Raw genomic sequence first — 20,255 nt, 5'->3', positions numbered from 1 at the left:
CGACGCCACGCAGCGCCACACGGCACCACACGGCACACCGTCACACAAAAGGGACATAGGGCATACCGCTTGCTACGTTGCGGACCATGACCGCCACTCCGCGCACGGACGCTCCCCCGCCCGGGGTACGCATCCCGAAGCGCCGCGGCGTGGAACTCTCCCTCCTCGTCTGCGCCGTCCTCATCTCCGTCTCCGGCTACGCCGCCGTCGGCCTCGCCCGCAGCGGCGCCGTGCCGCCGGACGCCGCCCGCTACGGCGCCGGGCTCGGGCTGCTCGCGCTCGTCGCCCATCTCGCGGTCCGCTTCCGCGCCCCGTACGCCGATCCGCTGCTGCTGCCGATCGCGGTCCTGCTCAACGGCCTCGGCCTGGTGCTGATCTACCGCCTCGACCTGGAGACGCCGAAGGACCAGGCGGCGGCGACGCAGCTGGTCTGGTCGACGCTCGGGGTCGCGCTCTTCATCGTGGTCGTCCTGCTCCTGCGCGACCACCGCACGCTCCAGGGGTACGCGTACGTCTCCGTGGCCGCCGCGCTCGGCCTGATGATCCTGCCGATCTTCTTCCCCGCGGTGAACGGCGCCAAGATCTGGATCAGGATCGGCGGGCTCTCCTTCCAGCCCGGTGAGTTCGCGAAGATCCTGCTCGCCGTCTTCTTCGCCGCGTACCTCTCCGCCAACCGCAACGCCCTCGCGTACACCGGCCGCCGGATCTGGAAGTTCCAGTTCCCCACGGGCCGGGTGCTCGGGCCGATCGTGGCGATCTGGCTGCTGAGCGTCGGCGTCCTCGTCCTGGAGCGGGACCTCGGCACCTCGCTGCTCTTCTTCGGCCTCTTCGTGATCATGCTGTACGTGGCGACCGGACGGATCGGCTGGATCGCGGTCGGGCTCGTCCTGGCCTCCGCCGGGGCCTTCCTCGTCGGCTCGCTCGAACCGCACGTGCACAGCAGGGTGGAGGACTGGCTCGACCCCTTCGCCTCGATCCGGGCGGGCGAAGGGCCGGGACAGCTCGCGCAGTCGCTGTTCGCCTTCGCCGCCGGCGGGATGCTCGGTACGGGGCTCGGTCTCGGCCATTCCGTCCTCATCGGCTTCGCCGTGAAGTCGGACTTCATCCTGGCGACGGCGGGCGAGGAGCTCGGGCTCGTCGGCCTCACCGCGCTCTTCCTCCTGTACGCGCTCCTCGTCGCCCGCGGCTACCGCGCCGGCCTCGCGCTGCGCGACCCCTTCGGGCGGCTGCTCGCGATCGGGCTCGCCTCGATCGTGGCGCTCCAGGTCTTCGTGATCGCGGGCGGGGTGATGGGGCTGATCCCGCTCACCGGCATGGCGATGCCGTTCCTGGCCCAGGGAGGCTCGTCGGTGGTCACCAATTGGGTGATCGTGGCGCTCCTCATCCGGGTCAGCGACTCGGCCCGCGCGCCGCAGCCGGACTCCGCCGACACCGGGACGCTCGCCCCGGTCAGGGAGGACGCCCCCTTCCGGGAGGACGCTCCGTGATCCGGTGCATCCGGGAGGACGCCCCGTGACCCCGCACATCCGGGAGGACGCCCCGTGACCCCGCACGTCCAGGAGGACGCCCCGTGATCCGGTACATCCGGCGGGCCGCCGCCCTCTGTCTCGTCCTCCTCGTCGCCCTGCTCGTCAACGCGGCCCGCGTGATGGTCTTCGAGGCCGAGGAGCTCGACGACGACCCGGCGAACCGGCGGATCGCCATCGACCGGTACGCGGAGCCGCGCGGCGAGATCGTCGTCGACGGGAAGCCGGTGACCGGCTCCCGGGACAGCGGGCAGCAGCTGCGCTGGGAACGGACCTACCGGCAGGGGCCGTTGTACGCGCCGGTGACCGGCTACGCCTCCCAGACGTACGGCACGACGCTCGTCGAGCACGCCGAGGACGCGGTCCTCGGCGGGACGGACCCGATGCTCGCGCCGCTGCCGCTCTGGAGCGACCTCACCCGGGGCCGGCAGCCGGGCGGCGACGTCCTGACGACGGTCCGCGCCCCGATGCAGGAGGCGGCCTACCGGGGGCTCGACGGGAAGCGGGGCGCGGTCGTCGCGATCGAGCCGTCCAGCGGGCGGATCCTGGCGCTCGTCAGCTCGCCCTCGTACGACCCGGGGGTCCTCTCGGGGACCGGCAAGGGGGTCAAGGACTCCTGGAAGCGGCTCATCTCCTCGCCGAACCAGCCGATGCTGAACCGGGCGCTGCGCCAGACGTACCCGCCGGGCTCCACCTTCAAGATCGTGACGGCCGCGGCGGCCCTCGACGCGGGCGTGGTGCGGGACGTGGACGCGCCGACCGACACCCCGGACCCGTTCGTCCTTCCCGGCACCCGGCAGGTGCTGCCGAACGAGGCACGGGGGTGCGCGGACGCGTCCCTCGCGTACGCGATCCAGTGGTCGTGCAACACGGTGATGGCCGGGCTCGGGGTGGAGGTCGGGCTCACCGGGATGGTCGACGCGGTCGAGGACTTCGGCTTCAACGACACGGGCCTCCGGGTGCCGTCCTGGGTCGCGAAGTCCGGCTTCGACCGGGAGATGAGCCCGGACCAGCTCGCGCTCTCGTCGATCGGGCAGTTCGACACGACGGCGACCCCGCTCCAGATGGCGATGGTCGCGGCGGCCGTGGCCAACCATGGCGAGATCGCCCAGCCGTACCTCGTCGACCGCACCACGACCTCCGGCGGCACGACGGTGGACCGTACGGGCCGGCGCAGCTACCGGCAGGCGATGAACCCCTCGACGGCGATCCAGCTCCAGCGGCTGATGGTGAAGGCGGTCGAGGAGGGCACGGGCACGAACGCGGCGATCCCCGGCGCCCGGGTCGGCGGCAAGACCGGCACCGCGCAGCACGGGTTCGGCAACACGGGCACCCCGTACGCCTGGTTCATCGCCTGGGCGCAGGCGGAGGGCACGGCTCAGCCGGCCGTCGCGGTGGCGGTCGTCGTCGAGGACGCCGAGGCGTCCCGTACGGACATCAGCGGGGGCGGCAGCGCGGCCCCGATCGCGAGGGCGGTGATGGAGGAGGCGCTGCGGCTGGAGGCGAAGGCGCGGGGGTAGGAGGCGTCCTGCCGATCAGGCCGGGCGCGCGGCGGCGACGCCCTATTCGGGCCGGGCGCCCGGCCTGAAGCCCTATGCGCGCCGGGCGCCCGGCCCGAAGCCCTATTCGGCCGCCGCGCCGTCCGCGATCGCGTCCGCCACCTCCGTCACCCGCGCCCGCTCCTCCGCCGCGAAGCGCTCCGCGTCGAGCCGCTCCGCGATCTCCTCGTCCTGGGTCATCAGCAGATCGAGGTTGGAGTCGCCGAGGTCAAAGACCCCCATGTCCAGATAGGCCTTCTGGAGGCGTTCGCCCCAGAGGCCGATGTCCTTCACGCAGGGCACGATCCGGCTGAAGAGGAGCTTGCGGAAGAGCTGGAGGAACTCGCTGCGCTCGCTCAGCTCCTCGGCCTCCTTCCGGGGGATGCCGAAGTTCTCCAGGACCTCGACCCCGCGCAGCCGGTCGCGCATCAGGTAGCAGCCCTCGATGACGAACTCCTCGCGCTCGCGGAGCTCCGCGTCCGACAGCTGCCGGTAGTAGTCGCGCAGGGCCATCCGGCCGAAGGCCACGTGCCGGGCCTCGTCCTGCATCACGTACGCGAGGATCTGCTTGGGCAGCGGCTTGTCGGTGGTGTCGCGGATCATGCCGAAGGCGGCGAGGGCGAGCCCTTCGATGAGGACCTGCATGCCGAGGTAGGGCATGTCCCAGCGGGAGTCGCGCAGGGTGTCGTCGAGGAGGCCCTTGAGGTTGTCGTTGATCGGGTAGAGCATCCCGATCTTCTCGTGGAGGAAGCGGCCGTAGATCTCGGCGTGCCGGGCCTCGTCCATGGTCTGGGTGGCCGAGTAGAACTTGGCGTCCAGGTCGGGCGCGGCCTCGACGATCCGGGCGGCGCAGATCATGGCGCCCTGCTCGCCGTGGAGGAACTGGCTGAACTGCCAGGAGGCGTAGTGCCGGCGCAGGTCGCCCTTGTCCTTCTCGGTCATCTTCGCCCAGTGGCGGGTGCCGTAGAGGTTCAGGACCTCGTCGGGGGTGCCGAGCGGGTCGTACGGGTCGACGTCGAGGTCCCAGTCGATGCGGGTGGCGCCGTCCCACTGCTTGTCCTTGCCCTTCTGGTAGAGGGCGAGGAGCCGCTCGCGACCCGCAGCCTCCATGTCGTATTCCCAGGTGAAACGGGCGGCGCCGGTGGCCGGCACCTGCCAGGTGAGGGTGGGCTGGGCCGTGGTGTAGAGGTCGCGCGTCGACACTGACGCCTCCTTCGGGGGTCGGATGGACGTTCCCGTGGTGCGATTCCTTCGTGCGAGTCCACCGGTCAGTTCACACGGTGGTAGACGGATGGTCAACAAGTCGCGCGCAAGGGATTGACGACGTTACTGACGGGCAGTCTCATAAGGGTGACCCCCGGTAACGCGATGGCGAGCGCAGTGAGGTGCCTCCACCATGACCCCCTTCACCGAGCCCGACTTCAGCCTCCTCCGGGACGCCCTGGGGCCGCTGCGCGACCGCGAGCAGGTCGCCGAGCGGCTCCTGGAGTCCTCCCGCAAGCACGCGTACGACCCGGACACCGAGCTCGACTGGGACACCCCCTTCGAGGACGGCAAGTGGTTCTGGCCGCCCGAGCTCGTCTCGCTCTACGACACCCCGCTGTGGCTCCGCATGTCGGAGGAGCAGCGGATCGCGCTCTCCCGCCACGAGACCGCCTCGCTCGCCTCGCTCGGCGTCTGGTTCGAGATCATCCTGATACAGCTGCTCGTCCGGCACATCTACGACAAGTCCCTGACCAGCCATCACGTCCGCTACGCGCTCACCGAGATCGCCGACGAATGCCGGCACTCGATGATGTTCGCCCGGATGATCCAGCGGGGCGGCACCCCCGCGTACCCGGTCCCGCGGGTCTACCACAACCTCGCCCGCCTCCTGAAGACCGTCTCCACCACCCCCGGCTCCTTCGCCGCCACCCTGCTCGGCGAGGAGATCCTCGACTGGATGCAGCGGCTGACCTTCCCGGACGAGCGGGTGCAGACCCTCGTCCGCGGGGTGACCCGGATCCATGTGGTCGAGGAGGCCCGCCATGTCCGGTACGCCCGCGAGGAGCTGCGCCGCCAGATGGTGACCGCCCCGCGCTGGGAGCGGGAGTTCACCCGGCTGAGCTGCGGCGAGGCGGCCCGCGTCTTCTCGACCTGCTTCGTCAACCCGCAGGTGTACGAGGCCGTGGGCCTGGACCGGCGGGAGGCGGTCGCGCAGGTGCGGGCGAGCGGGCATCGGCGTGAGGTGATGCAGTCGGGCGCGCGACGCCTGACGGACTTCCTCGACGACATCGGGGTGCTGCGCGGGGCGGGACGCCGGCTGTGGAAGTCCTCGGGGCTGCTGGCCTGAGGGGGGCGGGCCGGGGGCGTCCGCCCGATACCGGAATCGGTCCGGGACCGAACGCCTGACGCGGTTGGGGAACGCGCGCCTTCCCGAGCCGGTTCCGGACCGCACGCCTGGCCGTCGCGTTCCGCGGTTACGCTGCGGGGCATGACGAGCGCCGCCACACCCGCGTACCGCAGGCTCACCGTCGAGGAGCGGCGGGGGCAGCTCCTCGACGCCGCCCTGGGGCTCTTCGCCCACCGGGCGCCCGAGGACGTCTCGCTCGACGACGTCGCCGAGGCGGCCGGCGTCTCACGGCCCCTCGTCTACCGCTACTTCCCCGGCGGCAAGCAGCAGTTGTACGAGGTCGCCCTGCGGTCCTCGGCCGACGCGCTGAACCGCTGCTTCAGCGAGCCGCCGGTCGGGGCGCCGACCGAGCGGCTCGGCCGGGTGCTCGACCGGTACCTGACCTTCGTCGACGAGCACGACGCCGGGTTCAGCGCCCTGCTGCGGGGCGGCAGCGTCGCCGAGACCTCCCGGACCACCGCGATCGTGGACGAGGTCAGGCGGGCCGCGGCCGAGCAGATCCTCTTCCACCTCGGGGTGGCACGGCCGGGCCCCCGGCTCTCCATGCTGGTGCGGACGTGGATCGCGGCCGTGGAGGCCGCCTCGCTCATCTGGCTCGACGAGGAGAAGCAGCCCCCGGCGCGCGAACTGCGCGCGTGGCTGGTCGACCATCTCGTCGCCCTCCTCGCGGCGACCACGGCGAGCGACGAGGAGACGGCTGCGGTCGTCGGGCGGCTCCTCGCCCAGGAGACGCCGGAGGGGCCGGTGGCGACGCTCGCCCGCAAGGTGATCCCGGTGGTGGGCGAGGCGGCCCACCTGCTGTGAGCGGGGAAGGCGGGAGAGACTGGAGGGGTGAGAAGCGAGAACACGCCCTTCCGCGGCGGCCCCCTCGACGGCCGGGTCCTGCCGATCCTGCTCGGTCCGACCGGGCACCCGCCGAAGTGGTACGAGGTGCCGGTCCCGGCCCATGACGGACGCCCGCCGATGCTGCACGCGTACCGGCGCGAGCCGGCGGGGCACACGAAACGGCTCGGGATCCAGCGCGGCTGGGTCTACGAGTACGCCCCCGAGGGCCGCGAGCGGCGCGAGCTGAAGTGGCCGTGGTCCAAGCCGGGCGGCGCGGGGAGCGGCGGGGCGGCGAGCGGCGGGGCGGCGAGCGGCGGGGCGGGGCCGACGGGTGCTGAGCCGAACGGGTGAGCGCGCCGAGAGCCTCCCGATTCGTACAGTAATCAGATGAAGTGACGCGTCATCATCCCTCTGGAGGTGGTGACGTGTCGGGAAGGCTGCTGCGCACGGTGTGCACGGGGGCGCTGGCCGCGGCGACGGCTCTCGCGGGGGTGGTCCCGGCGGTCGGCGCGGGGCCGGCGGACCCGCCCGTGGACCCCTCGGCGGAGGCCCCGATCGCCTGGGCGGACCCGGCGGCGGAACCGGTCGGCCCGGTGGATCCGGAGGCGGGTGCGGATCGGGTGGATCCGGAGGCGGGTGCGGATCCGGTGGGCCCTGAGACCGGGGAGGATCCGGTGGGCCCGACCGACAGCGCGGATCCGGTGGATCCGGTGGATCCGACCGACGGCGTGGCCCCTGAGTCGGCTGACGCTGCTGACACCCATGACGCCCCGGACACCCCCGACGCCCCGGACGCCCCGGACTCGCAACGCGATCCCGTCGACGACGACGCCGCCGCGCTGCCACCGCCCGGTGGCGACTCCGTCGCCGGGCTCCTCGGCCGGCTGCGGACGCTCTACCAGCAGGCCGAGGAGGCCACCGAGCGGTTCAACGCCGCCGAGGAGGCGCTCAAGCTCCAGGCCGCCGACACCAAGAAGGTCACCGCCCGGCTCACCGCCGCCCGGACCGACCTGGCCCTGGGCCGGGCCGAGGCCGGGCGGCTCGCCAGGGAGCAGTACCAGGGCAGGACCGAGGCCTCCTCCTACCTCCGGGTGCTCTTCGCGCAGGACCCCCAGTCGGCCCTGGACCAGGCGCGCCTGGTGGCCCGCGCGGCCCGCGACCGGGCCGGCACCATCTCGCGGCTCGAAGGTGCGGAGCGGCGCGCCGGCGCGCTCGCGAGCGCGTCCCGCAAGGCCCTCGACCGGCAGCAGTCCCTCGCCGCCGCGCAGCGCACCCGGCGCGACGACGTGACGGCGAAGCTGCGCGAGGTCGAGAAGCTGCTCGCGTCCCTCTCGCCCGAGCAGCTCACCCGGCTCACCGAACTGGAGCGCGTCCAGACCGCGGGCGCCCAGCGCGAACTCCTCGGCTCCGGCGTGCTGGACGGCCTCCGCACCCCGTCCCGTGCGGGCGCCGCGGCCCTGCGCTTCGCCGTGGCGCAGATCGGCAAGCCGTACGTGTGGGGGGCCGAGGGGCCGGAGTCGTACGACTGCTCGGGGCTGACCCAGCGGGCGTGGGCGGCGGCGGGGCGGGAGATCCCGCGGACGAGCCAGGAGCAGTGGGCGACGCTGCCCCGAGTGTCGCTGTCCGAGCTCCGCCCGGGCGACCTGGTGCTCTACTTCCCGGGCGCCACCCATGTGGCGCTCTACCTCGGCGAGGGCCTGGTGGTGCACGCCCCGCGGCCGGGCGGGAAGGTGAAGGTCTCCCCCGTCGCGGCGAACCCGCTGCTCGGTGCGGTCCGTCCGGATCCGGGCGGGGAGGCCCTGGAGACCTACGCGCCGCCGGCGCTTCCGGCGGGGGCCACGGACGGCGGGGACGAGGGGTACGACCGGTCGTGAACTCCCCTCCACCGACTGCCCCTTGCCCTCAGCGGTAATAAGCGCAAAGCTTGACGGGTCCTTACAGTTGCCCGCCCCGGACTCGGAGCCCCGTCATGCCCAAGCTGCTGCCGGACACCGGACCACAGCGCACCCTCGCCGCCTCGAACTTCGTCTACACCGTCGGCAGCGGCCTCTTCCTGACCGCCGGGGTCCTGTACTTCACCCAGGCCGTGCACCTCCCGGCCGCCACCGTCGGACTCGGGCTCGGCATCGCCGGGCTCCTCTCGCTGGCCGTGGGCATCGCCGTCGGCCATCTCGCGGACCGGCACGGAGCGCGCACCGTCTACGCGGCGACGCTGGTGGTCCAGGCGGTGGCCACGGCGGGCTTCGTCCTCGCGGACGGGTTCTGGCCGTTCGTCCTCGCCGTCTCGACGGCCACCGGGGCCAAGGCCGCCGGGCTCGCCGCCCGCGCGCCGCTGATCCGGCACTACGGCGGCGACCGGCCGCAGGAGTTCCGCTCCTACCTGCGGGCCGTGACCAACGTCGGCATCTCCCTCGGGGCACTGCTCGCGGGCTGGGCCGTCCAGGTCGGCACCCTCGACGCGTACCGGATCCTGGTCGCCGGCAACGCCCTCGCCTTCGCGGCCGCCGCGGCCGTCCTGCTCCTCCTGCCGCCCGTCCCGCCCGCGCCCGCCACCGAAGGACCCCGCTGGAGCGCCCTGCGGGACCGGCCGTACCTGGTGCTCACCGCGCTCGACGGCGTCATGGCCATCCAGTTCAAGGTGCTCACGGTGGCCATCCCGCTCTGGCTGGTCGGATCCACCACCGCCCCGGACTGGCTGGTCTCGGGGGCGATGCTCGCCAACACCGTCCTGGTCGTCGGACTCCAGGTCCGGGCGAGCCGCGGCATCGACTCGCCCCGGGCCGGCGGCCGCGCCTACCGGCGCGCCGGAGCGGCCTTCCTCGCCTCCTGCGGTCTGGTCTCGCTCTCCGCGGGCGTCCCGGCGTGGGCCGCCGTCGCCCTGCTCCTGACCGCCGTGGTGGTCCACACGGTCGGCGAACTCTGGCACTCGGCGGGCGGCTTCGAGGTGTCCTTCGCGCTCGCCCCACGCCACGCCACCGGCCAGTACCTGGGCGTCTTCGGCCTCGGCGCGGGCCTCTCCGAGGCCCTCGGCCCCGGGCTCCTGATCGCGCTCTGCATCACCTGGGGACGCCCCGGCTGGTTCGTCGTCGGCGCCCTCTTCGCGCTCGCCGGGCTCCTGGCCCCGCTCGCGGTCCGCCGGGCGGAGGCGACCCGGGTCCCCGAGCCAACGGCCGAGCCCACGCCCGAGCCCGCACCCGCGCTCACGCCTGTGCCCGCCGCCCGCTGGACCGTCACTCGAACAGGGCGATGAGCCCGCGGATCCAGATCCCGGTCATCGCGGAGACCACGAGGAAAACCCCGATCGCCACCATGACGGCGGTGAACCGGCCACCCCCGCCCGGAGCCTCGTGCTCCTCGTACTCGTCGCCCTCACAGGGGATCGGGTCACCCCAGGCGACCGGCCGCCCCGCCGCCTCCGAGCAGGCCTCCCGCACGGCGGCCAGCTGCCCCTCGGCAAAGGCGGTGCCGGCCAGGGCCTCGGGGCCGCGCCACGCGAGGGCCTTCATGCGCCACCCGGGAGACCCGTACCGCTCCTCGAAGGCGGCGGTCTCGTCCGCGTCCCGGTCCTCTTCGAGGTACATCCAGCGCCCCGCCTCCGCCGCGTCGCCGTAGAGGCGGTACACCTCGGCCAGGCGGCGGCGGAGGGTCAGGTCGTACGGGAAGGACGAGACGAGGCCGCGCAGACGCTGGCGTGCCATCGGCACGCGGCCGGCGGCCAGGTCCGCGTCCGCGCGGGCCAGGGTGTTCGACAGGGGCATGCCCCATTGTCGAACACCCCGATGCGTCATCACGACCGGATTTCACCGGCCGGATTTCGCCGTCAGGCGCCGGTGACCTCCGCCAGGTAAGCGGCCGTCTTCTCCGGCTCGAAGAAGAAGTTCTCGAAGTCGGCCGGGTCGTTGAAGCCGTTCGCGAAGCGGTCGGCGACCGGCTGGAGCTCGCCCGCCGCGCCGAGCAGGTTGAGGACGTGCTCCGGCGGTACGCCCAGCATCGCGTTCGTCCACTTGGTGACGTGCCGCGCGGTGTCCCAGTACCGGTCGAAGGTGGCCTGCATCCAGGCCTCGTCGAAGGGCTTGTCGCCGTGCTCGACGATGGACGCGAGGTACGCGGCGGCGCACTTGGACGCCGAGTTGGAGCCCTGGCCCGTGATCGGGTCGTTGGCGACGACGACGTCGGCGACACCGAGGACCAGGCCCCCGCCGGGCAGCCGGCCGATGGGGTTGCGGACGGTCGGCGCGTACCGGCCGGCGAGGGTGCCGCCCGCGTCGGTCAGCTCGACCTTGGTGGCCCGCGCGTACTCCCAGGGCGTGAACTTCTCCATCAGCTCCAGCGTCAGCGCCAGGTGCTCCGAGGGGTCCTTGACGCCCTGGAAGACGTCGAGCGGGCCGCCGGGGATGCCCTCCCAGAAGAGAATGTCGGCTCGGCCGCCGGTCGTCAGGGTCGGCATGACGAAGAGCTCGCCGACGCCCGGGACCAGGTTGCAGCGGACCGCGTCGAAGTCCGGGTGCTCCGGGCGCGGGCCGAGGCCGTGGACGTACGCGACGGCCAGCGCCCGCTGCGGCTCCGCGTACGGCGAACGGGACGCGTCCCGGCCGAACATGGAGACCAGCTCGCCCTTGCCCGCGGCGACGAGCACCAGGTCGTAGTTGCGGGAGAAGTAGTCCAGGTCGCCGACGGCCGCGCCGTGTATGACGAGCTGGCCGCCGCGCTGGGCGAAGGTCTCCATCCAGCCGGCCATCTTCACGCGCTGGTCGACGGACTGCGCGTAGCCGTCGAGCTTGCCGACCCAGTCGATCGCGCGGCCGGCGTCGGGAGCCGCGACGGAGACGCCGAGGCCCTCGATCCGGGGGGCCTGGGACTCCCAGAAGTTGAGGCCGAGGTCCCGCTCGTGCTGGAGGGCCGTGTCGAACATGCACTGCGTGGACATGACGCGCCCGGCGCGGATCTCGTCCGCCGTCCGGTTCGACATGAGGGTGACCTCGTACCCCTGCGTCTGAAGTCCGAGGGCGAGCTGCAGACCGGACTGGCCGGCGCCGACTATGAGTATCTTCCGCATGGGTGGTGCTCCTGGCGACTGTGTGAACTGCTCGTGTGAACTATTCGGGGGTGGCTTCGAGCGCGTGCGCGACCATGGAGAGCAGGGTCTCGACGACGCTGTAGCGCTTGCGCGCGTCCATGACCACCACCGGTACGTCCGGGGAGACCGTCAGGGCCTCCCTGACGTCCTCCGGCTCGAAGCGCTCGGTGCCCTCGAAGTGGTTGACGGCCACGATGTACGGGAGGCCGCAGCTCTCGAAGTAGTCCAGGGCCGGGAAGCAGTCGGTCAGCCGGCGCGTGTCGGCGAGCACGATCGCCCCGATCGCGCCGCGCACCAGGTCGTCCCACATGAACCAGAAGCGCTGCTGTCCCGGCGTACCGAAGACGTACAGCACCAGGTCGTTGTCGAGGGTGATCCGGCCGAAGTCCATCGCCACCGTGGTGGTGAGCTTGTCCGGCGTGGACGTGAGGTCGTCCGTGTCCTCGCTCGCCCGGGTCATCAGCGCCTCGGTCTGGAGCGGGGTGATCTCCGAGACCGCGCGGACGAAGGTGGTCTTGCCCACGCCGAAGCCGCCCGCGACCACGATCTTCGTCGCGATGGGGGCCCGGGTGTGGTCGAGCTGCCAGTCCTGGGCGCCGTCCTCGGCGCCCGGTTCCGGTTCGTACGGATCGGCCTGGGGCTGTGCGGGGATTCCGGCGGCCGCCGGAGCTTCCACCGGTGATTCGGAGACGGCGGTGGCGTCAGAGACGACGGAGTCCACTCAGCACCCTTTCGAGGAGCGCGCGGTCGGGCTGGCCGGTGCCGTGACCGGTCCCGTACACACGGATCTTTCCCTGGTCGGCCAGGTCGCTGAGCAGCACCCGGACGACTCCCAACGGCATCTTCAGCAGCGCCGAGATCTCCGCGACCGTCCGCATGCGACGGCAGATCTCGACGATGGCCCGCATCTCCGGCATCAGACCGCGGGCGCCGGGCCCGCCGTCCGTCAGGACCTTGCGCGCGGGGGCCGCTTCGAGCGCGGCCACGAAGGTCTCGACGAGCAGGACGTGGCCGAACCGGGTACGGCCTCCGGTCAGCGAGTACGGGCGTACGCGCGAGGGGCGCCGCCCGTCTCCGCGTACCGGCAGTTTGTGGTCGTGAAAGGTCGCGGACGCAGACGTCACTGGGTGCTCTCCATCACTGGGTGCTCTCCATCGATTTGCGCAGCTCACTGCGGACTTCGGGGGTGAGTACGTGTCCGGCGCGGCCCACGAAGAGCGCCATGTGGTACGCCACGACGCTCATGTCGCAGTCGGGGGTGGCGTGCACGCCGAGCAGCGAGCCGTCGCTGATCGACATCACGAAGACGCTGCCCTCCTCCATCGCCACCATGGTCTGCTTGACCCCGCCGCCGTCCATCAGCCGGGCCGCGCCGATGGTGAGGCTGCCGATGCCCGAGACGATGGTGGCCAGGTCGGCGCTGGAGCCGCGCGGCCCGTCGGGACGGACGGCGTCGGCGGCCGTCGTGGCCGCCTGCTGGGTGGCCGGGTCGGACGAGAGCAGCATCAGCCCGTCGGAGGAGACGACGGCGACCGAGCGGACTCCCGGTACCTCCTCCACGAGATTGCCCAGCAGCCATTGCAGGTTGCGGGCCTCCGTGCTCAGTCCGAACGTTCCCGTCGCAGTCAACTGCGTGCCTCCTCGACTGTGTCCCCCGTCATCTCCTCTGTACGTGCGGGTCCTACGGCGTCTATCCGCGGCGTTTCCGTCTCCATCTCCGCCTCCACGTCCCGGCGTCCGGCCTTGGCGCCCTGATGGAAGCCGCCGAGCCGGCGGCGCAGGGCCTCGGCGTCCACGCCTCCCTTACGGGGAGCGGTGGAGTCTTCGGCCTTGCGGACCACCTGCGGGGTGCGCTTCGGGAGTCCCTTGTCGGTGACCCGCTCCCACTGGGCGGCACGGGGGCCGGGAACCGTCTGGTCGGAGACCGGTTCGGGGGCCGAGGGGGCGGAGGGGTCGTATGGGGCCGACGGCGCCGCCGGGGCGGGCGGGGCTGCCGGGGCGGGCGGGGCTGCCGGGGCCGGGGGCTCGACGTGGTCGGCGGCGAGCGGGTCCCCGTCGGCGGCGCGCTCGTGGGCGTCCGGCTCGGGCTGCGGGTCGGGCAGGCGGACCTGGAGCGTGGTCTCGGAGACGGACTCCACGAATCCGGCGGGCTCGTACGTGTCCACGGGCTCGGACGCCCGCGTCGGCTCGTACGTGTCCACGGGCGCGGGCTCGGGCGTGTCCACTGACGCGGGCTCGTACGTCGGCTCGGGCTCGGGCTCGTACGTCGGCTCGGGCGCCGGCTCCTGCTGCGGCTCCGGCTCCTTGGCCTGGGCCTCCGCCGCGAGGAACGCGCGCTCCGCGGCCTCCACCAGCGGGTCGCGGTTCCGGGACGGCAGCGTGTTGGAGTTGGCCTCCGCCGCCGATCCGGGCAGGTGGAGCGTGGGTGCCGCGCCCGCCACCCGTACCGGCTCCGACACCACGGTCGGCGGGGTCGTGGGCAGCAGGGGCAGCGGCAGGACCACGACGGCCGCGATGCCGCCCGGCTTCTGCTCGCGCAGCTGGACGCGTACCCCGTGGCGGGCGGCGAGCAGGGCGGTCACCCGCATGCCGAGCCCCTCGCCCTCGAAGCCGTCCGGATCGGCCTCGGCGAGGCGCGCGTTGAGCTCGGTGAGCCGGGAGTCGGTCATGCCGATGCCCGCGTCCTGGACGGAGAGCATGACCTCGCCGGTCTCCAGGAGCCAGCCGGAGAGCTGGACCTCGGCGTCGGGCGGCGAGAACGACGTGGCGTTCTCCAGGAGCTCGGCGATCAGGTGGCTCAGGTCGTCGGCGGCGAAGCCGGCGATCTGGGCGTGCGGCGGCAGCGACTGGATGGTGACCCGCTCGTACCGCTCGATCTCGCTGACGGCGGCGCGCAGCACGTCGACGAGCGGGACGGGCCCGGCGTGGCCGTGGACGTGCTCGTGGCCGGCGAGGACGAGGAGGTTCTCGCTGTGGCGGCGCATGACGGTCGCCAGGTGGTCGAGCTTGAACAGCGTCGCAAGACGGTCCGGGTCCTGCTCGCGCTCCTCCAGCTTCTCGATGACGCCGAGCTGCCGCTCGACGAGCCCGAGGCTGCGCAGCGAGAGGTTGACGAAGGTGTGATGGACCGTGTCCCGGAGGCGTTCCAGGTCGGCGGTGAGGAGGGCGACCCGGCCCTGGAGTTCGGCGCGCTGGGCGGCGAGCTCCGCGCCGAGGGCCTCCTTGGCGGCGGCGGTCTCGGCGTGCTCGCCGGTGAGCCGCTCGCTCTGGGCGGCGAGGCCGGTGAGCTTGCCGTGCAGGGTGTTGAGGGAGCGGACGACCTGGGCGAACTCGTCGTTGCGGCCGGTGAAGCGGACCGACTCCTCGCGGTGCGGCTCGGCCGCCCCGGCGAGCCGGGCGGCGCCGATGCGGAGCACGGCGAGCGGCCGGGTGAGGGTGCGGGCGACGTACGTGGAGATGCCGATCGCGACGAGGAGGCAGCCGCCGAGGAAGGCGATGCGCAGTTCGAGGGCGGTGACGTCGTCGTCCCGGAGCGCGACGAAGTGCTCGACCCGCTCGGCGGCGAGACGGGACTCGACGCCGCGCATCTGCTCGATACGGGCGGACAGCGCGGCCTCCAGGCCGTCCTGGTCGGTCTCGCGCTCGGATTCGGTCAGCCGGGGCTGGTCGGTGAGGGTGGCGAGGGAGCGTTCGGCGCTCTTGACGTCGGGTCCCGCGACGGTCGCGGCGATCGCGTCGCGGGCCGCGGCGCCGGCGGCCTGGTCGAAGTCGCCGAGGGCGGAGAGTTCGCGGACACGGGCCTGCTGGGCGGCGGCGGTGAGGGCGTCGCGGGCGTGCTCGGCCTCTTCGGTGCCCTCGGGAACGTCGGGGACGTAGGTGCCGGTGTCGGGGTCGTAGTGGACGTCGCCGGTGGGCTCGGGCTGCGGCACGGCGAGGGCGGCGAGGAGCAGGCCGCGGGTGGCGGAGGCCTGCTCGACGGCGCGGCCGAGGGCGGCCGGGGCGCGGGTGGCCTCGGTGAGGGCGGTGCCGGCGGCGCCGACGGCGCGGGGCGGGGTCTCCTCGGCGAGTTCGTCGGAGAGGGCCTGGAGCTTGGTGATGACGTCCGAGTAGGCCCTGTGGGCCTCCAGGGCCGTGCCCTTGCCGGTGAGGGCGGCGCGGCGGATGGAGGGGACCCCGGCGAGGTCGCGGCGGAGCTCGGTGGCGGCGGCGGGCCGGATCTCGTCGATCTGGCGGTCGACGCGGGTGGACCGGGTGTCGGTGATCTGGCGCTTGTCCTCGGCGTCGCCGGTCTGCGCGTCGCGGCCCGCGGCGACGTACGCGACGACCTCGTCGCGCTCGTCCGCGAGGGAGTGCGCGAGGGTGACGGCCTGCCGGTCGAGTTCGGCGAGGGTGACCAGGCGCTGGGAGTCGGTCAGGTCGGCGGAGGCCGTGAGGATCGCGGGGGCGCCGGCGGCGAGGACGGTCACACCCACGAGGGCGACACCGGCGACCAGGCGGTTACGGACGCGCTTGGAGCGTCCGGCCGGGGGCTGCTGCTGCGCGGGGAGCGTCGTGGCGGGCTCCGAGGGGTGGCCGGAGGTGGGCGCCGTCGCGGTGCCGACCGGGGTCGGCGGTACACCGGGGGTCTGGCTCCGCGCGCCGTTCTTGCTCCGAGGCCGCTTCTTCTCCACCGGTGCTCGCATTCTTGACTCGTCCGCCCACAAAGCAGAGGTGACGACCGGTCACGTGGAGCGCCCCCACCCCTGGTACGGCTTCCGACCATTCCAGCGGTTCTGGGAAGGGGGCGCGCATCGGCCGCTCCGCCACCCGAACGAGTGAACAACACTCATGAGTTGGCGAACAACTCCCCGGGGTGGGGGTCCAGGCCCTCCGCTGACCGCCGGTTGGATCTTCCGCGCGGGCTTTGGCAGGATGCCCGCCCGCAGCTCGGCGGAGGTCCCGGTTCCGCCTCTCGCGCCGCCTCCGGCAGGTTGGTACAGGCCTTTTCCGGCCGTTTGGAGGTGCCGTGAAGGAGTACGGCGGAGCGGGCACACTGGGCATCATGCGCAGCGACGTCGCCACCCTCCCCGGCAGCCCCGAACGCCCTAACGAGGACTGGGCAGCCGCAGCTCTGCCCGCATCGGGGGGCGGGGGGGCGGTCGTCCTCCTCGACGGCGTCACACCACCGGCCGGTGATGACGGTTGTGTGCACACGGTGCCGTGGTTCACCGCTCGCCTCGGCGGGGCTTTGACCGAACTGTCCGCTTCCCGCCCGGACATACCCCTGTTCGAGATCCTGTCCGTGGCAATCCGGCGCACCGCGGACGCCCACCGGGACACCTGTGACCTTTCTCACGTGCGTACGCCCCAGGCGACCGTGGTCCTCGCGCGCTGGGACGAGACCTCGGTCGAGCATCTCGTCCTCTCCGACTCCGCTCTCCTCCTGGAGGCGCCGGACGGGTCGGTCCGGGCGGTGCTCGACGACCGGCTCGACCGGGTCCCGGTCGAGGTCCTGCGGTCCTTGGCGGCGACGGACCGGCTGCGGAACCGGGAGGGCGGCTTCTTCACGGCGGCGGCCGACCCGTCGGTCGCCGGGCGTGCCGTGACCGGGACGACCCCGCGCGCGGAGGTACGGGCCCTGGCGGCGCTCACTGACGGGGCGAGCCGCTGGGTGGAGCTGTTCGGCGCGGGCGACTGGGCGGAGTGCTTCGGCGTCCTGCGCGAGGAGGGGCCGTCGGGCCTGCTGCGGCGGGTGCGGGCGCTGGAGGCGGGGGACGCGGAAGCCGGCGGGGTGCGCCGCTGGAAGCTCCACGACGACGCGACGGCGGTGTACGCGGAGCTGTGAGGTCCGGGACCGGGCTCAGCCCTCGGAGCGGACGTTGAAGTGGTGGAGCAGTCGCGCCAGTTCGGCCACCTCGGCGCGGTCCCAGTCGACGAGCTTGCGGACGTACCGCTCGCGCCGGGCGTCCCGGACGTGCCGGAAGCGGTCCCTGCCCTCCTCGGTGAGGCGGACCAGCGAGGCGCGCCCGTCGGCGGGGTCGGGGTCGCGGACGACGAGCCCGAGCATTTCGAGCGCCCGCAGCTGGCGGCTCATGGTCGCCTTGCCGACGCCGAAGTACGCGGCGAGTTCGGTGGCCCGCTGGGGGCCGGCGTCGTCGAGGCGTACGAAGAGCCCGTAGGCGGCGGGCTCCAGTTCGGGGTGGACCTCGCGGGCCATCTCGCCGGACTGGGCGCGGGCGCGGCGCAGGAAGACCGCCAGCTCCCGTTCGAGCGCGAGGAATTCCGGGTCCACCCCGGCGGGCACGACGCCCCGGCCGTCACTTCCCGTACCGCTTCCGTGCACGTCAGCACCTCCCACACGCTCTCCGGCGGCTTCCCGGCAATGTTCCCGGCCGCTGAGTGTTCTTGCCGCCACGGCTGTCGCCGTAGCTTCTCCAGTATTTCGCAGGCTTGAAGCGCTCTCCCACACGGATGCGGGAGATTCCCGCCTACCTCGCGGTGGTGGGCTTGACGCGACGAGCGCGCCTGGCGACTGCCCTCCCGGCAGCCGGGACGAGCGCGAGGCCCATCCTGTACAGGTGCAAGATGTTGCGGGATGCATTGTGGTCGGCGTTGCCCGACCATCCGCATTCCGGGTTCTTGCACACGAATGTCGCCTGGTCCTCCCGGCTGCCCGGGGTGATGACGCCGCAGGCCGAGCACCGTCGTGATGTGTTGGGCGCGGGGACCTGGACGAGGACGCCACCCCGGCGGGCGGTCTTGTGGCCCAGGAGTTCAACGGTACGTCCCCATGCCTCAGCGCTGATGGAACGGTTCAGACCCGACTTCTGGGCGACGTTTCTCCCCGGTTCCTCGACGGTGCCCTTCGCGGACTTGACCATGTTCGTGATGCCAAGAGCTTCAACGACCACGGTTCCGTACCTGCGGGCGATGTCGGCGGTGGTCCTGTGCTGCCAGTCGAGGGCTCTGCGCTTGGCTTTCGCACGGAGTTCTGCGATCTGGTCATAAGTGGCCCGCAGCCGCCCGGAGGTGACCCGGTCGGGCCTGCGGAATGTCCTGCGGTGTGCGGCCCGCCGCTCCAGCCGGAGGAGTTTGGCCTTCTCCTTGACGGTCAGCCACTCTCCATGGCCGTACGTCGTCCCGTCCGAGAGGGCAAGAGGCACGGCGACGCCCATGTCGATACCGATCTCCGGGCCGATGTGCGGCTCGGGCCCAGGCTCCAGGGCCTGGACACGGAACGCGATGTGCCAGCCGCGTGCGTCCTTGACCAGCCGGGCCCCGGCGATCCGATTGTCGGCATCTGCTCGCCGGCCGATCGGGAGGTCCTTGGTCCAGCGAAACCGGACGCGCCCGATCTTGGGAATGTTGACCAGACCCCACCTTCGGTGCGCTCGAGCGATGCACAGGTCCCTGCCCTGCGGTACGTCCACCGCCATGACCGACCGGAACCGGCCCTTGAACTTCGGCGCTCCGGCACGCCCGGCCCAGCAGTTCTTCCACGCCTGGAAGTACGTCTTCAGAACCGCCTGCGCGGCCTGGGCTGGTAGGGCTGCGAGGAAGTCGATGTCAGCCCGCGCCTGTCGAATCGCGGCGTCCGCGTTCGCCAGAGTCCGCTTGTCCTTCGGCATCATCCGCCACCACGCATGAAGCAGATTCCACATCGCGCGGGCAGCATGCGCCTGATCATCGGCCTTCCGCGAGAGCACGGGGTCCAGCGCCAGCCTGGCGCGAAACCCGAACTGCCGCTTCACCATCGCACGTCCACTCACACTCCGAGGCTAGATCGTCTCCACCATCCAGCAGAGCTATTGCCATAACTCGACACATGTTGATCGAAATTGGGCGATATGGGTAACCTTCACCACTACGCACCGACGCCGGGGTTTCACGCTGCGGGGCGCGGTGACTCCCGCATAACCCAGGCCGCACAGCGCTCCATAGGCGTAGACCAACGGCAGCACCCACACCCCCTTCCATCAGCCGGGTCTACGTGCGTAGCGTCTCCTATGACATGTCCACACCAGGATGTGTCGACATCGGTCCCCCACCGCCTTTCGGAGGCACGCATGCGTGTGCACAGATCCGGAACGACCCTCGCCGGTGCCGCCCTCGCGGCACTGGCCCTCCTTCTCCCCCTCGCCGGCTCCGCCGGCGCCGCCCAGGACCCGGGCACCCGGCAGGTGCCCGCCCGCGGCTCCGCCTCCATGGGCATGGGCGTCCTGAAGCACGACGGCCGCGACGGCGCGCCCGGCGGCATCTCGGTCCAGGCCGTCCAGACGGAAGGCGTGGACGTCTCCGGACACCAGGGGAACGTCGCCTGGTCCACGCTGTGGAACAGCGGGGTCAAGTGGGCCTACGTCAAGGCGACGGAAGGCACGTACTACAAGAACACCTACTTCACCCAGCAGTACAACGGCTCGTACAACATCGGCATGATCCGGGGCACGTACCACTTCGCCACCCCGGACACGACGACCGGCGCCGCCCAGGCCGACTACTTCGTCAACAACGGCGGCGGCTGGTCGAAGGACGGCAAGACCCTGCCGGGCGTCCTCGACATCGAGTGGAACCCGTACGGCGCGACCTGCTACGGCAAGACCCAGGCCGGGATGGTCACCTGGATCCGCGACTTCCTGAACCGCTACAAGGCCCGGACCGGGCGGGACGCCGTCATCTACACGGCGACGAGCTGGTGGACCCAGTGCACCGGCAACTACTCCGGCTTCGCCACGACGAACCCGCTGTGGATCGCGCGGTACGCCTCGACGGTGGGCGAACTCCCGGCCGGCTGGCAGTACTACACGATGTGGCAGTACACGTCGTCCGGCCCGACGGTCGGCGACCACAACCACTTCAACGGCGACCTCTCGCGCGTACAGGCGCTCGCCAACGGCTGACCTCCCCCTCCTCGCTCCATG

Annotated in this window: 18 protein-coding genes; 9 read left to right on the top strand and 9 right to left on the bottom strand. The window is 72.4% G+C overall.

Annotation, left to right across the window (positions count from 1 at the left end; all coding sequences use genetic code 11):
• Nucleotides 1–86: 86 nt before the first annotated feature.
• Both ACFWWU_RS04135 and ACFWWU_RS04130 read left to right on the top strand, forming a co-directional pair.
• Nucleotides 87–1,487 carry an FtsW/RodA/SpoVE family cell cycle protein gene (locus ACFWWU_RS04135; protein WP_384138657.1) on the top strand — a complete coding sequence of 467 codons (1,401 nt, stop codon included), beginning with the start codon at nucleotides 87–89 and terminating at the stop codon, nucleotides 1,485–1,487.
• A gap of 83 nt (nucleotides 1,488–1,570) precedes the next feature.
• On the top strand, nucleotides 1,571–3,046 hold the full coding sequence (locus ACFWWU_RS04130; protein ID WP_384138654.1) for a penicillin-binding transpeptidase domain-containing protein: 1,476 nt from the start codon (nucleotides 1,571–1,573) through the stop codon (nucleotides 3,044–3,046).
• A gap of 102 nt (nucleotides 3,047–3,148) precedes the next feature.
• Here ACFWWU_RS04130 and ACFWWU_RS04125 read toward each other — a convergent pair whose 3' ends face one another.
• Entirely contained in the window at nucleotides 3,149–4,267 is a 1,119-nt protein-coding gene (locus tag ACFWWU_RS04125) for a ferritin-like domain-containing protein (RefSeq protein WP_384138651.1), read from the bottom strand.
• 193 nt (nucleotides 4,268–4,460) lie between these two features.
• Between ACFWWU_RS04125 and ACFWWU_RS04120 the strand changes: the two genes are divergently transcribed.
• The 5 genes from ACFWWU_RS04120 (at nucleotide 4,461) to ACFWWU_RS04100 (ending at nucleotide 9,531) form a co-directional block, all read left to right on the top strand.
• On the top strand, nucleotides 4,461–5,396 hold the full coding sequence (locus tag ACFWWU_RS04120) for a diiron oxygenase (RefSeq protein ID WP_384138648.1): 936 nt from the start codon (nucleotides 4,461–4,463) through the stop codon (nucleotides 5,394–5,396).
• A gap of 141 nt (nucleotides 5,397–5,537) precedes the next feature.
• Nucleotides 5,538–6,260, top strand: a complete 723-nt coding sequence (locus ACFWWU_RS04115) for a TetR/AcrR family transcriptional regulator (protein WP_384138645.1) — start codon at nucleotides 5,538–5,540, stop codon at nucleotides 6,258–6,260.
• 27 nt (nucleotides 6,261–6,287) lie between these two features.
• Complete coding sequence (locus ACFWWU_RS04110; protein ID WP_384138642.1) at nucleotides 6,288–6,632, top strand: hypothetical protein; 345 nt, start codon at nucleotides 6,288–6,290, stop codon at nucleotides 6,630–6,632.
• Between the two features lie 74 nt (nucleotides 6,633–6,706).
• Nucleotides 6,707–8,155, top strand: coding sequence for an NlpC/P60 family protein (locus tag ACFWWU_RS04105; protein WP_384138639.1), 1,449 nt, complete (start codon nucleotides 6,707–6,709; stop codon nucleotides 8,153–8,155).
• Between the two features lie 95 nt (nucleotides 8,156–8,250).
• Complete coding sequence (locus ACFWWU_RS04100) at nucleotides 8,251–9,531, top strand: MFS transporter (protein ID WP_384138637.1); 1,281 nt, start codon at nucleotides 8,251–8,253, stop codon at nucleotides 9,529–9,531.
• Here ACFWWU_RS04100 and ACFWWU_RS04095 read toward each other — a convergent pair.
• The 6 genes from ACFWWU_RS04095 to ACFWWU_RS04070 all read right to left on the bottom strand — a co-directional run bounded on the left by ACFWWU_RS04095 (nucleotide 9,512) and on the right by ACFWWU_RS04070 (nucleotide 16,040).
• Nucleotides 9,512–10,039 carry a DUF6584 family protein gene (locus ACFWWU_RS04095; RefSeq protein ID WP_384138635.1) on the bottom strand — a complete coding sequence of 176 codons (528 nt, stop codon included), beginning with the start codon at nucleotides 10,037–10,039 and terminating at the stop codon, nucleotides 9,512–9,514. The genes ACFWWU_RS04100 and ACFWWU_RS04095 overlap by 20 nt on opposite strands.
• 62 nt (nucleotides 10,040–10,101) lie before the next feature.
• Complete coding sequence (locus ACFWWU_RS04090) at nucleotides 10,102–11,337, bottom strand: styrene monooxygenase/indole monooxygenase family protein (protein ID WP_384138632.1); 1,236 nt, start codon at nucleotides 11,335–11,337, stop codon at nucleotides 10,102–10,104.
• Nucleotides 11,338–11,377: 40 nt separating this feature from the next.
• Nucleotides 11,378–12,079, bottom strand: a complete 702-nt coding sequence (locus tag ACFWWU_RS04085; protein ID WP_384138629.1) for an ATP/GTP-binding protein — start codon at nucleotides 12,077–12,079, stop codon at nucleotides 11,378–11,380.
• Nucleotides 12,060–12,482 carry a DUF742 domain-containing protein gene (locus tag ACFWWU_RS04080; protein WP_384138626.1) on the bottom strand — a complete coding sequence of 141 codons (423 nt, stop codon included), beginning with the start codon at nucleotides 12,480–12,482 and terminating at the stop codon, nucleotides 12,060–12,062. Before ACFWWU_RS04080 ends, ACFWWU_RS04085 begins: the two co-directional genes overlap by 20 nt.
• A 13-nt stretch (nucleotides 12,483–12,495) precedes the next feature.
• Nucleotides 12,496–12,987, bottom strand: coding sequence for a roadblock/LC7 domain-containing protein (locus tag ACFWWU_RS04075; protein WP_384138623.1), 492 nt, complete (start codon nucleotides 12,985–12,987; stop codon nucleotides 12,496–12,498).
• A complete protein-coding gene (locus ACFWWU_RS04070; RefSeq protein ID WP_384138620.1) occupies nucleotides 12,984–16,040 on the bottom strand; it encodes a nitrate- and nitrite sensing domain-containing protein in 3,057 nt (1,018 codons plus the stop codon). Before ACFWWU_RS04070 ends, ACFWWU_RS04075 begins: the two co-directional genes overlap by 4 nt.
• Before the next feature lie 359 nt (nucleotides 16,041–16,399).
• Here ACFWWU_RS04070 and ACFWWU_RS04065 point away from each other — a divergent pair, with 359 nt between their 5' ends.
• Nucleotides 16,400–17,182, top strand: coding sequence for a hypothetical protein (locus ACFWWU_RS04065; RefSeq protein WP_384138617.1), 783 nt, complete (start codon nucleotides 16,400–16,402; stop codon nucleotides 17,180–17,182).
• Between the two features lie 15 nt (nucleotides 17,183–17,197).
• Here ACFWWU_RS04065 and ACFWWU_RS04060 read toward each other — a convergent pair whose 3' ends face one another.
• Nucleotides 17,198–17,680, bottom strand: coding sequence for a MarR family winged helix-turn-helix transcriptional regulator (locus ACFWWU_RS04060; RefSeq protein ID WP_384138614.1), 483 nt, complete (start codon nucleotides 17,678–17,680; stop codon nucleotides 17,198–17,200).
• 145 nt (nucleotides 17,681–17,825) lie between these two features.
• The gene (locus ACFWWU_RS04055; RefSeq protein WP_384139553.1) at nucleotides 17,826–19,091 is read right to left on the bottom strand and encodes an RNA-guided endonuclease InsQ/TnpB family protein; all 1,266 of its coding nucleotides are present in this window, start codon (nucleotides 19,089–19,091) and stop codon (nucleotides 17,826–17,828) included.
• A 312-nt stretch (nucleotides 19,092–19,403) separates the two neighbouring features.
• Between ACFWWU_RS04055 and ACFWWU_RS04050 the strand changes: the two genes are divergently transcribed.
• On the top strand, nucleotides 19,404–20,234 hold the full coding sequence (locus ACFWWU_RS04050) for a lysozyme (RefSeq protein ID WP_384138611.1): 831 nt from the start codon (nucleotides 19,404–19,406) through the stop codon (nucleotides 20,232–20,234).
• The last annotated feature ends 21 nt before the right edge of the window (nucleotides 20,235–20,255 follow it).

It is taken from the genome of Streptomyces sp. NPDC058650 (assembly GCF_042717315.1).
GTDB lineage: Bacteria > Actinomycetota > Actinomycetes > Streptomycetales > Streptomycetaceae > Streptomyces.
The sequence above is the reverse complement of the archived record's forward strand: the minus strand, read 5'-3'. Positions and strand labels throughout refer to the sequence as shown.